This is a genomic window from Rhodococcus aerolatus (assembly GCF_054783215.1).
The window spans coordinates 20226-34360 of the sequence record NZ_BAAGQZ010000030.1 but is presented as its reverse complement, the minus strand read 5'-3'; the positions used below and the strand labels follow the sequence as shown (position 1 = coordinate 34360).

12 protein-coding genes are annotated in these 14135 nt (G+C 74.9%); 8 read left to right on the top strand and 4 right to left on the bottom strand.

Annotated features, from left to right (window positions below):
- The first annotated feature begins 177 nt into the window (after positions 1 to 177).
- Genes mptB through ACYVOF_RS12495 form a run of 4 tightly spaced genes read left to right on the top strand, consistent with a single transcriptional unit; the run spans position 178 to position 4626 of the window.
- Positions 178 to 1836, top strand: coding sequence for a polyprenol phosphomannose-dependent alpha 1,6 mannosyltransferase MptB (mptB, locus tag ACYVOF_RS12510; RefSeq protein WP_460866974.1), 1659 nt, complete (start codon positions 178 to 180; stop codon positions 1834 to 1836).
- Entirely contained in the window at positions 1833 to 2777 is a 945-nt protein-coding gene (locus ACYVOF_RS12505) for an ABC transporter ATP-binding protein (RefSeq protein WP_460866939.1), read from the top strand. Before mptB ends, ACYVOF_RS12505 begins: the two co-directional genes overlap by 4 nt.
- On the top strand, positions 2774 to 3598 hold the full coding sequence (locus ACYVOF_RS12500; protein WP_460866938.1) for an ABC transporter permease: 825 nt from the start codon (positions 2774 to 2776) through the stop codon (positions 3596 to 3598). Before ACYVOF_RS12505 ends, ACYVOF_RS12500 begins: the two co-directional genes overlap by 4 nt.
- A gap of 20 nt (positions 3599 to 3618) precedes the next feature.
- A complete protein-coding gene (locus tag ACYVOF_RS12495) occupies positions 3619 to 4626 on the top strand; it encodes a COX15/CtaA family protein (RefSeq protein WP_460866936.1) in 1008 nt (335 codons plus the stop codon).
- On the opposite strand, the gene ACYVOF_RS12490 is transcribed toward ACYVOF_RS12495, so the two are convergent.
- The 3 genes from ACYVOF_RS12490 to ACYVOF_RS12480 all read right to left on the bottom strand — a co-directional run bounded on the left by ACYVOF_RS12490 (position 4545) and on the right by ACYVOF_RS12480 (position 6897).
- Positions 4545 to 5450 carry an ATP-grasp domain-containing protein gene (locus ACYVOF_RS12490; RefSeq protein ID WP_460866934.1) on the bottom strand — a complete coding sequence of 302 codons (906 nt, stop codon included), beginning with the start codon at positions 5448 to 5450 and terminating at the stop codon, positions 4545 to 4547. The genes ACYVOF_RS12495 and ACYVOF_RS12490 overlap by 82 nt on opposite strands.
- 4 nt (positions 5451 to 5454) lie before the next feature.
- On the bottom strand, positions 5455 to 6426 hold the full coding sequence (locus ACYVOF_RS12485) for an IS481 family transposase (RefSeq protein WP_460866932.1): 972 nt from the start codon (positions 6424 to 6426) through the stop codon (positions 5455 to 5457).
- 108 nt (positions 6427 to 6534) lie between these two features.
- Positions 6535 to 6897, bottom strand: a complete 363-nt coding sequence (locus ACYVOF_RS12480) for a hypothetical protein (RefSeq protein ID WP_460866930.1) — start codon at positions 6895 to 6897, stop codon at positions 6535 to 6537.
- Positions 6898 to 6969: 72 nt separating this feature from the next.
- On the opposite strand from ACYVOF_RS12480, the gene ACYVOF_RS12475 reads away from it, so the two are divergent.
- Positions 6970 to 7959, top strand: a complete 990-nt coding sequence (locus ACYVOF_RS12475) for a quinone oxidoreductase family protein (RefSeq protein ID WP_460866928.1) — start codon at positions 6970 to 6972, stop codon at positions 7957 to 7959.
- Between the two features lie 43 nt (positions 7960 to 8002).
- Here the strand turns inward: ACYVOF_RS12475 and ACYVOF_RS12470 are convergent, their stop codons facing one another.
- Positions 8003 to 8959, bottom strand: a complete 957-nt coding sequence (locus ACYVOF_RS12470) for a heme o synthase (RefSeq protein ID WP_460866927.1) — start codon at positions 8957 to 8959, stop codon at positions 8003 to 8005.
- A gap of 323 nt (positions 8960 to 9282) precedes the next feature.
- On the opposite strand from ACYVOF_RS12470, the gene tkt reads away from it, so the two are divergent.
- The 3 genes from tkt to zwf all read left to right on the top strand — a co-directional run bounded on the left by tkt (position 9283) and on the right by zwf (position 14111).
- A complete protein-coding gene (tkt, locus tag ACYVOF_RS12465) occupies positions 9283 to 11379 on the top strand; it encodes a transketolase (RefSeq protein ID WP_460866925.1) in 2097 nt (698 codons plus the stop codon).
- 5 nt (positions 11380 to 11384) lie between these two features.
- On the top strand, positions 11385 to 12503 hold the full coding sequence (gene tal, locus ACYVOF_RS12460) for a transaldolase (RefSeq protein ID WP_460866923.1): 1119 nt from the start codon (positions 11385 to 11387) through the stop codon (positions 12501 to 12503).
- Positions 12504 to 12572: 69 nt separating this feature from the next.
- The gene (zwf, locus tag ACYVOF_RS12455) at positions 12573 to 14111 is read left to right on the top strand and encodes a glucose-6-phosphate dehydrogenase (RefSeq protein WP_460866921.1); all 1539 of its coding nucleotides are present in this window, start codon (positions 12573 to 12575) and stop codon (positions 14109 to 14111) included.
- Positions 14112 to 14135: the final 24 nt, after the last annotated feature.

The following is a 14135-nucleotide window of genomic DNA, read 5'->3' as shown; positions in this document are numbered from 1 at the left end:
GGCGGGCTCCCCCGGACGAGCGGGGCCGGCGGCCGTGCCGCGGTTACGCTCGGCCCCGTGGCGGCACCCGAGGACGTGGCTCGACGTGCCACGTCCGGCGTGACCCGGGCCCCTGCGGCCCAGCCCACCACCACGCAGGACCCCCCCGCGCCGGACCCCACCGCGCAGGACTCCCCCGTGCAGGCCCCTGCCGCGCGCGGCTCCCGCGCCCCGGCCGGCTCGCGGGTGTCGGTGCTGCACGGCGACGGGGTCGAGGCCACCGCGCCCCCGCTCGACGTCACCGAGACCGCGCTGCTGCGCTCCACCCGCCGCCTCGGCGTGCTCGGCACCCTGCTCATGGCCATCGGCTCGCTCGGGGCCGGGGCCAACCCCGTGCTGCAGAACCCGACGCAGGGGGTGCGGGTGCTGGGCCTGCCCGCCCGGCTGCCCAGCGCGTCGCTGGCCGTCACGGTCACCGGCATGGTCGTCGTCACCGCGTGCTGGCTGGTGGTCGGCCGCTTCGCCCGCGGGGAGGCCCCGCGGCGGATGACGGTGCGCCAGCTCTACCGCACCCTGCTGCTGTGGGCGCTGCCGCTGTGCGTGGCGCCGCCGATGTTCAGCAAGGACGTCTACAGCTACTTGGCGCAGTCCGAGATCGCCGCCCGCGGGCTCGACCCGTACGCGCTGGGCCCCGCGCAGGCCCTCGGGGTGGACGACGTGCTGACCCGCACCGTGCCGACGATCTGGCGCGACACCCCCGCCCCCTACGGCCCGGTGTTCCTGTGGCTGGGCAAGGGCATCTCCTCGATCACCGGCAACGCGATCCTGGAGGGCATCTTCCTGCACCGGCTGCTGGCGCTGGCCGGCGTGGCGCTCATCGCGTGGTCGCTGCCCCGGCTCGCCCGCCGCTGCGGGGTCGCCCCCGTCCCCGCCCTCTGGCTCGGGGTGCTCAACCCGCTTGTGCTGTTCCACCTCGTCTCCGGCATCCACAACGAGGCGCTCATGCTCGGCCTCGTGCTCGCCGGGCTCGAGGTGTGCCTCGTCGCGGTCGAGTCCTCCCGGCCGCTCACCGGCACCACGGCGCTGACCCTGGCCGCGGGCACCGGCCTGGTCGTGCTCTCCGCGCTGGTCAAGCTGCCCACCCTCATCGCGCTCGGCTTCGTCGGGATGGCCCTGGCCCGGCGCTGGGGCGGGGGGTGGCCCGCCGTGCTCCGCGCCGGGGCGGTGCTCGGCGCGGTGGCCGCCGTCGTGGGCGTCGCCGTCAGCGAGGCCACCGGGCTCGGGTTCGGCTGGCTGGGGACCCTCGGCACGGCCAACGCGGTGCGCAGCTGGATGTCGCTGTCGACCCTGGCCGGGATGGCCACCGGTCGGGTCGGGCTGCTGCTCGGCCTCGGCGACCACACCTCCGCGGTGCTGACCCTGACCCGCCTCATCGGCGCGCTCGTCGCGGCGGCCGTCGGGGTGCGGATGCTGCTGGCGGTGCGCTCCGGACGGCTGCACGCGGTCGGCGGGCTCGGCATCACCCTCGGCGCCGTCGTGCTGCTGTTCCCCGTCGTGCACCCCTGGTACCTGCTGTGGGCGGCGATCCCGCTGGCGGCGTGGGCCTCGGCCCCCGCGTTCCGCCGGCCCGCCGTCGTGGTCTCGGCCGTCATCTCGGTGATCCTCATGCCCAACGGCGGGGACCAGCCGCCCTTCGTGATCCTGCAGGCCGTGGTGGCCGCCGTGCTGGCCGTGCTGGTCATCGCCGCGGCCAGCAACCGGGCGGTGCCGTGGCTCGACCAGGTCCGGGTGCTGCGCAGCCCCCGGACGGCCGGACCGGCCGGACCCGCCGAGCACGCTTACGCTGGACCCTCGTGACCACGAGCCCGTCGGCCGCGGCGGGGACCGCGGTCAGCCTGCGCGGCGTCGTCAAGCACTTCGGCACCACCCGCGCCGTCGCCGGCCTCGACCTCGACCTGGCCCGCGGCGAGGTCCTCGCCCTGCTCGGGCCGAACGGGGCGGGCAAGACGTCGACCGTCGAGCTGTGCGAGGGCTTCCTCACCCCCGACGAGGGCACCGTGTCGGTCCTCGGCCTGGACCCGGTGCGCCAGTCGGCCCGGCTGCGCCCGCGCATCGGCGTGATGCTGCAGGGCGGCGGTGCCTACCCGGGGGCCAAGGCCGGGGAGATGCTGCGGCTCGTCGCCGCCTACTGCGCCCGCCCGCTCGACCCGGACTGGCTGCTCGACGTGCTGGGCCTGACCGAGGCGGCCGGGACGTCCTACCGCAGGCTCTCCGGGGGCCAGCAGCAGCGGCTCGCGCTGGCCTGCGCCATCGTCGGGCGCCCCGAGCTGGTCTTCCTCGACGAGCCCACCGCGGGCCTCGACGCCCAGGCGCGGCTGCTGGTGTGGGACCTCGTCGCCGGCCTGGCCCGCGACGGGGTGGCGGTGCTGCTCACCACCCACCTCATGGACGAGGCCGAGACCCTGGCCGACCACGTCGTCATCGTCGACCACGGCGCCGTCGTGGCCCGCGGCACGCCCACCGAGCTGACCACCGACGGCGCCGAGCGCCAGCTGCGCTTCTCCGCCCCGGCCTCGCTCGACCTCGAGCTGCTGCGCAGCGCCCTGCCGGAGGGCTACCGGTGCACCGAGCCGCAGCCCGGCAGCTACCTCGTGGAGGGCCCCGTGGACCCCCAGGCCCTGGCCACCGTCACCTCCTGGTGCGCGCGGCTCGACGTCCTCGCCCGGGACCTGCGCGTCGCGCGGCGCAGCCTGGAGGACGTGTTCCTCGAGCTGACCGGACGGGAGCTGCGGCCGTGACCCCACCCCGCGAGCCCGCCGCCACGGGGACGGACGCCGCGCCGGACCGGGCCACGCGCTTCCCCGCCGGCACCTTCTCCCCCGACCCGGACCCGGCCGCCGTGCCCGCCATGCTCGCCGCGCAGGCCGCCCTCGAGCTGCGGCTGCTGCTGCGCAACGGCGAGCAGCTGCTGCTCACCCTGCTCATCCCCATCACCCTGCTGGTCGGGCTGACGCTGCTGCCGATCGTCGAGCTCGAGGGCAAGCGGGTCGACACGGTCGTCCCCGGCATCGTCGGCCTCGCCGTCATCTCCACCGCGTTCACCGGGCAGGCCATCGCGGTCGGGTTCGACCGCCGCTACGGCGCCCTCAAGCGGCTCGGGGCCACCCCGCTGCCCCGCTGGGGGATCCTGGGCGGCAAGTCCGCGGCCGTGCTCGTCGTCGTCGCGATGCAGGCCGTCGTGCTGGGGCTCATCGGCGTCGGGCTGGGCTGGCGCCCGTCGGTCGCCGGGCTCGCGCTCGGGGCCGTCGTCCTCGCGCTCGGCACCGTCACCTTCGGGGCGCTGGGCCTGCTGCTCGGGGGCTCGCTCAAGGCCGAGGTGGTGCTCGCCGTGGCCAACATCGCCTGGTTCGTGCTGCTGGGCCTGGGCGGGGTCGTGGTGCCGCTGGCGAAGCTGCCGGGCAGCCTGGCCACCGTGGCGACGCTGCTGCCCTCGGGGGCGCTGGTCGAGTCGCTGCGCGAGGCGCTGCTCGGCCGGGTCGACCTGCTGGGCCTGGGCGCGCTCGTGGTGTGGGGTGCTGTGGCGGGCGTCGCCGCCGCTCGCACCTTCAAGTTCACCTGACCGGCCCTACCCTGGGAGCCGTGAGCAGCGTCGCGAGCACCCGGCCCCGAGGACCCGTCTCCTCCCTCGTCCACCGCCTGCCGGAGCCCTCGGTCACCGCCCAGCGCCGGTTCACGTTCGTCGCCGCGCTGACCCAGGCGGGCATCGCCGTGACCGGTGCCGTGGTGCGGGTGACCGGCTCCGGCCTGGGCTGCCCGACGTGGCCGCAGTGCTTCCCCGGCAGCTTCGTGCCCACCGGGGAGACGGTGCCCGCGCTGCACCAGGCGATCGAGTTCAGCAACCGGATGCTCACCTACCTCGTCACCCTCGCCGCCGTCGCCGCCGTGCTGGTCGTGGTCCGCGGGGGCCGGCGCCCCGCGCTGCGCCGCTACGCGTGGACGCTGCCGCTGGGCACGGTCGCGCAGGCCGTCCTGGGCGGCATCACCGTGCTCACCGGGCTGGTGTGGTGGACGGTCGCGCTGCACCTGCTGCTGTCGATGGTGCTGGTCTGGCTGGCCGTGCAGCTCCACGTGGGGGTGGCCGTGCCCGACGGCGCCCGCAGCGCGGTGGTCGTCGCGCCGGTGGTCCGCCGGGTCGTCGTGGCCGCGGCCGTGCTGCTCGCGCTCGTGCTCGCCGCGGGGACGACCGTGACCGGGGCGGGGCCGCACGCGGGGGACGCGACGACCCCGCGCCTCGACGTCGCCATCACCGCGCTGGTGCACCTGCACGGCGACCTCGTCGTCGCGCTGCTCGTGGCCGTCGGGGCCCTGGCCGTGCTGCTGCGCCGCGCGGGGGCCACGGCCCTGCTGCGCCGGACCTGGCTGCTGCTCGCGGTCGTCCTCGCCCAGGGTCTCGTCGGGCTCGTGCAGTACTACACCGGGGTGCCCGAGGTGCTCGTCGCCGTGCACGTCGCCGGGGCCGGGGCCGTGACCGCCGCCCTGGCCGCGGTGTGGGCGGCCACCACCACTCAGGTGGGCGCGCTCGCGAGCGCCGCGACCGCGTCGGCGAACGACGCCAGCGCCGCAGCCCGGGCCGGCTCCGCCACCTGACGCCAGCCCAGCGACGGCTCGACGAGCTCGAGCTCGAGCACCCGTGGCTCGTCGGCGCCCAGGACGTCGACCCGCGCCTGCAGCACGTCGGCCGGCCGCAGCCCGGCGCGGGCCGCGGCCACCTCGAGGGCGGCGCGGGCCAACGCCCACGCCCGGGCCGGCGGCGCGGCCGGGCCGAGGGTCTCGGTGAGGAAGAGCCCGGACCCGTCCGTCGCCCCGGTGCCTGCCCCAGGGGCGGCGAGCATCGCGCCCTTGGTGAAGGCGTGCGACGGCTCGCCGCGCACGAGCACCAGCGCCGTCTCCCCCTCGGCGTCGACGACGGGCAGGAACGGCTGCACCAGCACGGGCAGGCCGCGGGCGTGCAGCGCGGCGGCGTGCGCCCGCGCCGCGGCGGGGTCGACGAAGCGTGCGGCGCCCCGCGAGCCCGCCCCCACCGCAGGCTTGACGACCACCTCGGGGGCGCCGGCGGGCAGCCGCACCGGCTCGCCCGGGGCCGAGCGGGTGGTCGGCACCGTGGCGACCCCCGCCGCGGCCAGGTCGAGCAGGTAGGCCTTGTCGGTGCTCCACCGAACCAGCGCGGGCGGGTTCGCCAACCGGGGCACCCGGTCGCACCAGGCGAGGAACTCGGCGAGCCGCTCGGTGTAGTCCCACGTCGCCCGCAGCACCACCAGGTCGGCGTCCGCGGCGCCCGGGTCGTCCCAGGGTGACCACCGCACGTCGAGGCCCCGCGCGGCGAGGGCGCCGGGCAGGTCGTCGTCGTCGCCGTCGGCGGTGGGCAGCGCCGCGCAGCTGGCCAGGACGACCCGACGCGGCGGCCGGGCCACCGGGCTAGCTGTAGTGCCCAGGGGCGTTGTTGACGCGGCTGATGGGTGGGTGTCCGCCGATGCCGGTGTGGGTGCGGTGGTGGTTGTAGGTGTGCAGCCATGGTGGCAGGGCGGCGGCGCGGTCGGCTGAGCTGGTGAAGGGGCGGCTGTAGGCCCACTCGTCGGCGAGGGTGCGGTTGAACCGTTCGGCCTTGCCGTTGGTCTGTGGCCTGTAGGGGCGGGTGAAGCGGGGGCTGGCGCCGATGTCGGTCATGGCTTGGGCCCAGGCGGTGCTGCGTCGGTAGGTCAGGGCGTTGTCGGTGAGGACCCGCTCGATGCGGGGGATGCCGTGGGCGGCGAAGAAGGCGGCGGCGGCGCGCAGGAATGCTGCGCAGGTGGGGCCGGTCTCGTCGGGGTGGATCTCGGCGTAGGCCAGGCGGGTGTGGTCATCGACGGCGCAGTGGACGTAGTCGAACCCGACGCGGGGGGCTCGGCGGGCGCGGCGGTGCTGCTCGGAGTCCCGCCCGGTGGCCCACCACCCGCCGCCGTCGCGGAGCCGGCCGAGCTTCTTGACGTCGACGTGGACCAGCTCGCCGGGCCGGTCACGCTCGTAGCGGCGGATCAGGGTGCCGGTGGGGCGGTCGAGCCAGGCCAGCCGGTGCAGCCCGTGACGGGTCAGGACCGCGTGGACCGTGGAGGGGGCGAGGTCGAGCAGCGGTCCGATGCGGGCCGGTCCGAGCTTGCGGGTCCGGCGTAGCTCGACGACATGGGCCTCGACCTCGGCCGGGGTGCGGTTCGGGTGGTGGCGGGCGTGCGACGGGCGGTCGAGCAGCCCGGCGGGCCCCTCGGCCGCGAAGCGGGCCACCCACTTGTAGCCCGTGGTCCGCGAGCAGTGCATCTCCTTGACCACGTGCGCGACGGGGCGGTGGTCCTGCAGGACACGGCGGACGAGCTCGGCGCGTCCGATCACGGTCAACGCGGCATTAGCGTGGGACATCGAGGCCTCCGGGTGCAGGGGATGTGGCGTCAGCACCCACACCATGACCCGGAGGCCTCACCCACCCTCAGACCGCCACGCTGTCAACAACGGTCATGGGCACTACAGCTAGCAGCCGGCCCGACCGGCCATGCGGGCGCGGTGGGCGGCGGAGAGCTCGACGGAGGCGGACAGCTCGCGGTCCCACTCGGCCGCCTCGACGCCCGCCTCGGCGAGCACCGCGTCCGCGGTCTCGGCGTCGGCGACGACGACGTCGCCGAGGATGCCGTCGGCGCCCACCAGGGTGATGCGGAACGCGTGCGCGGCGACGCCCTGCACCACGGCGCGGGTCGACCCGCCGTGGGCCGCGGCGAACCGGGTGACGGCCTTCGCCGAGCGGGACACCTCGCGGGCGTCGGGCCCGTCCGGGGTGGCCTCCTTGGTCTCCTCCAACACGCTCTTCTCAGACTCCTGCGCGTCGCTCGTCGCCATGACCGGAGCGTAGCGGGACCGCGCGGCGGGGCCCGTCCGCGGCGCCCCGTCGTGGTGCGCCACACTGGCCGGGTGCACGCGATCGTGATGTCCGCCACGGGCGGCCCCGAGGTCCTGCAGTACTCCGAGGTCGAGGACCCCCGGCCCGGGCCGGGCGAGGTGGTCGTGGCCGTCGCCGCGGCGGGGGTCAACTTCATCGACACCTACCGCCGCGACGGCACCTACCCCGTCGAGCTGCCGCACGTGCCGGGCGTCGAGGGCGCCGGCGCGGTCGTCGAGCTGGGCGAGGGCGTCACCGGGCTCGCGGTCGGCGACCGGGTGGCCTGGTCGGACGCGCCGGGCAGCTACGCCGAGCGGGTCGTGCTGGCGGCGAGCCGGGCCGTGCGGGTGCCCGACCTGCTGCCCGACGCCGAGGCCGCCAGCGTGCTGCTGCAGGGCATGACCGCCCACTACCTCATCGCCTCCATCGGCGGGGTGCAGGCCGGGGACACCGTGCTGGTCCACGCCGGGGCGGGGGGCACCGGGCTGGTGCTGACCCAGCTGGCGGTGGCGCGCGGCGTCCGGGTGATCACCACGGCGTCCTCGGCCGAGAAGGCGGAGCTCTCCCGCGGGGCGGGCGCAGCCGAGGTGCTGCGCTACGACGACCCCGGGCTCGACCTCGCCGCCGCGGTGCGCGACCTGACCGACGGCGAGGGGGTGGCCGTGGTCTACGACGGGGTCGGTGCCAGCACCTTCGACGCCAGCCTGGCCAGCCTGCGCCGGCGCGGCACCCTGGCCCTGTTCGGCGCGGCCAGCGGGCCCGTGCCCCCGGTCGACCCGCAGCGGCTCAACGCCGCGGGCTCGGTGTTCCTCACCCGGCCGACGCTGGCGCACTACGTCGCCGACGACGCGGAGATGCGCTGGCGGGCCGGCGAGGTGCTCGACGCGGTGGCCGACGGGTCGCTGTCCCTGCGGGTGGGGCACCGCTACCCGCTGGCCGAGGCCGAGCAGGCCCACCGCGACCTGCAGGCCCGGGCGACGACGGGCTCGCTGGTGCTGCTCCCCCAGGGCGCCGGCGACTGAGCCGGCCGGTGCCGGTCAGACGGTGCCGGTCAGCCGGTGCCGGTCAACCCAGGACGGGCAGGGCGAGCACCGAGTCCACGGCGAGCCCGACGAACAGCAGCGACAGGTAGCTGTTCGACAGGTGGAACAGCTTCATGGGCTGCGGCTCGCGGCCGGCGACGACCTCGGCGTGCAGCCGGTGGGCCATGACGAGGAACCACGCCCCGGCCGCGACCGCGACCACCGCGTAGACCCAGCTCGTGGCCAGCGCGAGCAGCAGGCTGACCGCGACCATCACCCAGCTGAAGCTGAGGATCTTGCGAGTGACCTGCCGGGGGGTGGCGATCACCGGGAGCATCGGCACCCCGGCGGCGGCGTAGTCGTCCTTGTAGCGCATGGCCAGCGCCCAGGTGTGCGGTGGCGTCCAGAAGAACACGATCGCGAACATCACCACGGCGGGCCAGGCCAGCGAGCCCGTCGAGGCCGACCAGCCGATGACCACCGGCATGCAGCCCGCGGCACCGCCCCACACCACGTTCTGCGCCGTGCGGCGCTTGAGGACCAGCGTGTACAGCAGGACGTAGAAGGCGATGGTGCCCACGGCGAGCACGCCGGAGAGCAGGTTGGCCGTCGCCCACAGCCAGCCGAAGGAGCCCACGCCCAGGGCCAGGCCGAACACCAGCGCGTGCCGGGTGGGCACCGAGTGGGTGGCCAGCGGGCGCTTGCGGGTGCGGCGCATGAGCTGGTCGATGTCCGCGTCGGCGACGCAGTTCAGCGTGTTCGCGCTGGCCGCGGCCATCAGCCCGCCGACCAGCGTCGCGAGGATGAGGCCGAGGGAGATGGCGCCGCGCTGGGCCAGCAGCATCGCCGGGATGGTCGTGATGAGCAGCAGCTCGATGACGCGGGGCTTGGTGAGCGCGACGTAGGCGGCGACCCGGCCGGCCGCGCCACCGCGCGGCGCGGTACCCGTGGCGGGGGTGCCCGGACGCGACCCGTGCCCGGTCTGCTCGGCTGCCCGCACCACATCTCCTCACGCGCCCCGCACCGTGCCCGCCCGGGCACCGTCGGGGGCGGCTCGTCGCCTGCTCTTCTCGGTCGCCACCGCGCCGTGGACCGGCTGGCAGGAGCGCCACCCGATGGTAGCCGGGGCACGGTGCCCGGGCCCGGCCGACCGGCGTGAGCCCGGTCGCCCCCGGGCCCGCGTCCACGAGATCGTCACCGGCGCGCCCGAGCACTAGGCTCGGGGAGGACCCAGGGCTGACGCGGCCGTGCGCGCCGGTCCCACCCCGCCACCGTCCGGCGCACCCCGCCGGACACCCACCCAGGTCAGGAGTCGATCACCCCGTGCCGGTCACCGAGGAACAGATCCGCGAGTTCACCACCGCCCGCCACCCGGACGACTGGACCGAGCTCGACACCCGTGCCGTCGACACCGTGCGCGTGCTCGCCGCCGACGCCGTGCAGAAGGTCGGCAACGGCCACCCCGGCACCGCGATGAGCCTGGCCCCGCTCGCCTACACCCTCTTCCAGCGCGTCATGCGCCACGACCCGTCCGACCAGGACTGGATCGGCCGCGACCGCTTCGTGCTCTCCTGCGGCCACTCGAGCCTCACCCTCTACATCCAGCTCTACCTCGCCGGCTACGGCCTCGAGCTCGACGACCTCAAGGCGCTGCGCACCTGGGGCTCCAACACCCCCGGGCACCCCGAGCACCGCCACACCCCGGGCATCGAGATCACCACCGGCCCGCTCGGGCAGGGCCTGGCCTCCGCCGTGGGCATGGCCATGGCCGCCCGCCGCGAGCGTGGCCTGTTCGACCCGGACGCGGCCCCGGGAGAGAGCCCGTTCGACCACCACGTGTTCGTCATCGCCTCCGACGGGGACATCGAGGAGGGCGTCACCTCCGAGGCCTCGTCCATTGCCGGGACCCAGCAGCTGGGCAACCTCGTGCTGGTCTACGACGACAACAAGATCTCCATCGAGGACGACACCGACATCGCGCTGAGCGAGGACGTGGCCGCCCGGTACGAGGCCTACGGCTGGCACGTGCAGGTCGTCGAGGGCGGCGAGGACGTCACCGCGATCGAGGCGGCCCTGCTCGCGGCCAAGGCCGAGACCGGCAAGCCCTCGCTCATCCTGCTGCGGACGATCATCGGCTACCCCGCGCCGAACAAGATGAACTCCGGCGACGCGCACGGCGCCGCGCTCGGCGACGACGAGGTCCGCGGCGTCAAGGAGGCCCTCGGCTTCGACCCCGAGCAGACCTTCGAGGTCGACGAGAAGGTCATCGCCCACACCCGCGACGTCGGCGAGCGCGCCAAGGAGCTGCGCAGCACCTGGGACGAGCAGTTCGCCGCCTGGGCCGACCGCGAGCCCGACCGCAAGGCGCTGCTCGACCGGCTGCTGGGCCGCACCCTGCCCGACGGCTGGGCCGACGCGCTGCCGTCCTGGACCACCGACGACGACGCGCTCGCCACCCGCAAGGCCTCCGAGGCCGTGCTGGCCGGGCTCGGGCCCGTCATGCCGGAGCTGTGGGGCGGCTCGGCCGACCTGGCCGGCTCCAACAACACCACCATCAAGGGCGCGGACTCGTTCGGTCCCGAGTCGATCTCGACCGGCAAGTTCACCGCCAACCCCTACGGCCGCACGCTGCACTTCGGCATCCGCGAGCACGCCATGGGCGCGATCCTCAACGGCATCGCCCTGCACGGGCCCACCCGCCCCTACGGCGGCACGTTCCTCGTGTTCAGCGACTACATGCGCCCGGCGGTGCGCCTGGCCGCGCTGATGAAGTCCTCCGTGGTCTACGTCTGGACCCACGACTCCATCGGCCTCGGCGAGGACGGCCCCACCCACCAGCCGATCGAGCACCTCGCCGCGCTGCGGGCCATGCCCGGCCTGGACGTGATCCGCCCCGGCGACCCGAACGAGACCAGCCACGCCTGGGCAGCGCTGCTGCAGCGCCCGGAGGGCCCCAACGCCCTGGCGCTGACCCGGCAGAACCTGCCCGTCCTGGCGGGCACCGACCGCGACGGCGTCGCCAAGGGCGGCTACGTGCTGGCCGACGCGTCCTCCGGGGCGCCCGAGGTGGTCGTCATCGCCACCGGCTCCGAGCTGCAGCTGGCCGTCGAGGCGCGCGAGCAGCTCGAGGGCCAGGGCGTCGCCACCCGCGTGGTCTCCATGCCGTGCGTCGAGTGGTTCCTCGAGCAGGACCAGTCCTACCGCGACCAGGTGCTGCCCCCGACGGTGCGGGCCCGCGTGGCCGTCGAGGCGGGCATCGCCATGCCGTGGCACCGCTTCGTCGGTGACGCAGGCGAGGTCGTCTCCATCGAGCACTACGGGGCCTCGGCGGACGCCGCGACCCTCTTCCGCGAGTTCGGGTTCACCGCCGAGGCCGTCGCGGCCGCGGCGCAGCGCTCGCTCGCCACGACGAAGGGATGACAGCAATGGCAGACCAGAACAGCACCCTCGCCCGGCTCAGCGAGGAGGGCGTGTCCGTGTGGCTCGACGACCTCTCCCGCGAGCGGCTGCGCACCGGCAACCTCGCCGAGCTCGTCGCCACCCGCAGCGTCGTCGGCGTCACCACCAACCCGACGATCTTCGCCGGGGCGCTGGGCGACGGCGAGGCCTACGACGCCCAGGTGCGCGAGCTCGCCGCCCAGGGCGCCGACGTCGACGCCGCGGTGCGCTCGCTGACCACCGACGACGTGCGCGAGGCGTGCGACGTGCTCCGCCCGCAGTGGGAGGCCACGAACGGCCGCGACGGCCGCGTCTCCATCGAGGTCGACCCCCGCCTCGCCCACGAGACGGAGAAGACGGTCGCCCAGGCGATCGAGCTGTGGAAGATCGTCGACCGGCCCAACGCGATGATCAAGATCCCGGCGACGCAGGAGGGCCTGCCCGCCATCACCCGCGTCATCGGGGAGGGCATCAGCGTCAACGTCACCCTGATCTTCTCCGTGGAGCGCCACAAGCTGGTCATGGAGGCGTTCCTCGACGGCATCGACGCCGCCATCCTCGCCGGGCACGACGTCACCCGGCTGGCCAGCGTCGCGTCGTTCTTCGTCTCCCGCGTCGACACCGAGGTCGACAAGCGGCTCGACGCCATCGGCACCCCCGAGGCGACCGCGCTGAAGTCGAAGGCCGCCCTGGCCAACGCCCGCCTCGCCTACGGCGCCTACCAGGAGGTGTTCGAGGTCGCGCCGCGCTTCCAGCAGCTCGCCGCCGCGGGCGTCGCCCCGCAGCGCCCGCTGTGGGCGTCCACCGGCGTCAAGGACCCGACGCTGCCGGACACGCTCTACGTCACCGAGCTGGTCGGGCCGAACACGGTGAACACCATGCCGGAGAAGACGATGGAGGCCGTCGCCGACCACGGCGAGATCACCGGCGACACCGTCAGCGGGACCGCCCAGGCCGCGCAGGAGGTGTTCGACGCGATCTCCGCGCTCGGCATCGACCTCACCGACGTGTTCCTCACCCTCGAGAACGAGGGCGTGAGCAAGTTCGAGGCGTCCTGGACCGAGCTCGGCGAGACCGTGCAGGGCCAGCTCGACGCCGCGAAGTAGCGACCCCCGCCCGCGCAGCGTCGCCGGGTCCCCCTCGTCCTGAGTCCCAGCGTTCCCGAGGAGAGCACCGTGACCATCGCGTCCACCCCCTGGGTGAACCCGCTGCGGGACGGCCGGGACAAGCGGCTGCCGAGGATCGCCGGGCCCTCGGGCCTGGTGATCTTCGGCGTGACCGGTGACCTGGCGCGCAAGAAGCTCATGCCCGCCGTGTACGACCTGGCCGCGCGGGGACTGCTGCCGCCCGGCTTCGCCCTGGTCGGGTTCGCCCGGCGCGACTGGTCGGACCAGGACTTCGGCCAGGTGGTGCACGACGCGGTGCGGGAGAACGCCCGCACCGAGTTCCACGAGGAGGTGTGGGACCGCCTCGCCGAGGGCATCCGCTTCGTCGAGGGCAGCTTCGACGACGACGCGGCCTTCGACGAGCTGGCCGACACCCTGGCCCGGCTCGACGCCGAGCGGGGCACGGGCGGCAACCACGCCTTCTACCTCTCGGTGCCGCCCAGCGCGTTCCCCGTGGTCTGCGAGCAGCTGTCGCGCTCGGGGCTGGCCAAGCAGTCCGGGGACCAGTGGCGCCGGGTGGTCATCGAGAAGCCGTTCGGCCACGACCTCGCCTCGGCGAAGGACCTGAACAAGGTGGTCAACGAGGTCTTCCCCGAGGAGTCGGTGTTCCGCATCGACCACTACCTCGGCAAGGAGACGGTGCAGAACATCCTGGCGCTGCGCTTCGCCAACCAGCTGTTCGACCCGATCTGGAACGCCCACTACGTCGACCACGTGCAGATCACGATGGCCGAGGACATCGGCCTCGGTGGGCGCGCCGGCTACTACGACGGCATCGGCGCGGCGCGCGACGTCATCCAGAACCACCTGCTGCAGCTGCTGGCGTTCACCGCCATGGAGGAGCCCGTCAGCTTCGACCCCGACGAGCTGCGCGCGGAGAAGGTCAAGGTGCTCTCCGCCGTCCGCCTGGCGCAGCCGCTGGCGGCGACGACGGCCCGCGGGCAGTACGCCGGCGGCTGGCAGGGCGGGTCGCAGGTCGTCGGGCTGCTCGAGGAGGAGGGGTTCGCCTCGGACTCCACCACCGAGACCTACGCCGCCATCACCCTCGAGGTCGACACCCGGCGCTGGGCCGGGGTGCCGTTCTACCTGCGCACCGGCAAGCGGCTGGGCCGGCGCGTCACCGAGATCGCCGTGGTGTTCAAGCGCGCCCCCCACCTGCCGTTCGACGCGACCATGACCGAGGAGCTCGGCCAGAACGCGCTGGTGGTGCGGGTGCAGCCCGACGAGGGCGTGACCATGCGGTTCGGCTCGAAGGTGCCGGGCAACAGCATGGAGGTCCGCGACGTGAACATGGACTTCAACTACGGCTCGGCGTTCACCGAGTCCTCCCCCGAGGCCTACGAGCGGCTCATCCTCGACGTGCTGCTGGGCGAGCCGTCGCTGTTCCCGGTCAACGACGAGGTCGAGCTGTCCTGGCGGATCCTCGACCCCGTCATCGAGGCGTGGGCGGCCGAGGGCACGCCCGAGGCGTACCCGGCGGGCACGTGGGGCCCGGCGTCGGCCGACGAGATGATGGCCCGCTCCGGGCGCGTCTGGCGCCGACCGTGAGGGCCGCACCGACCACCAGCGAGG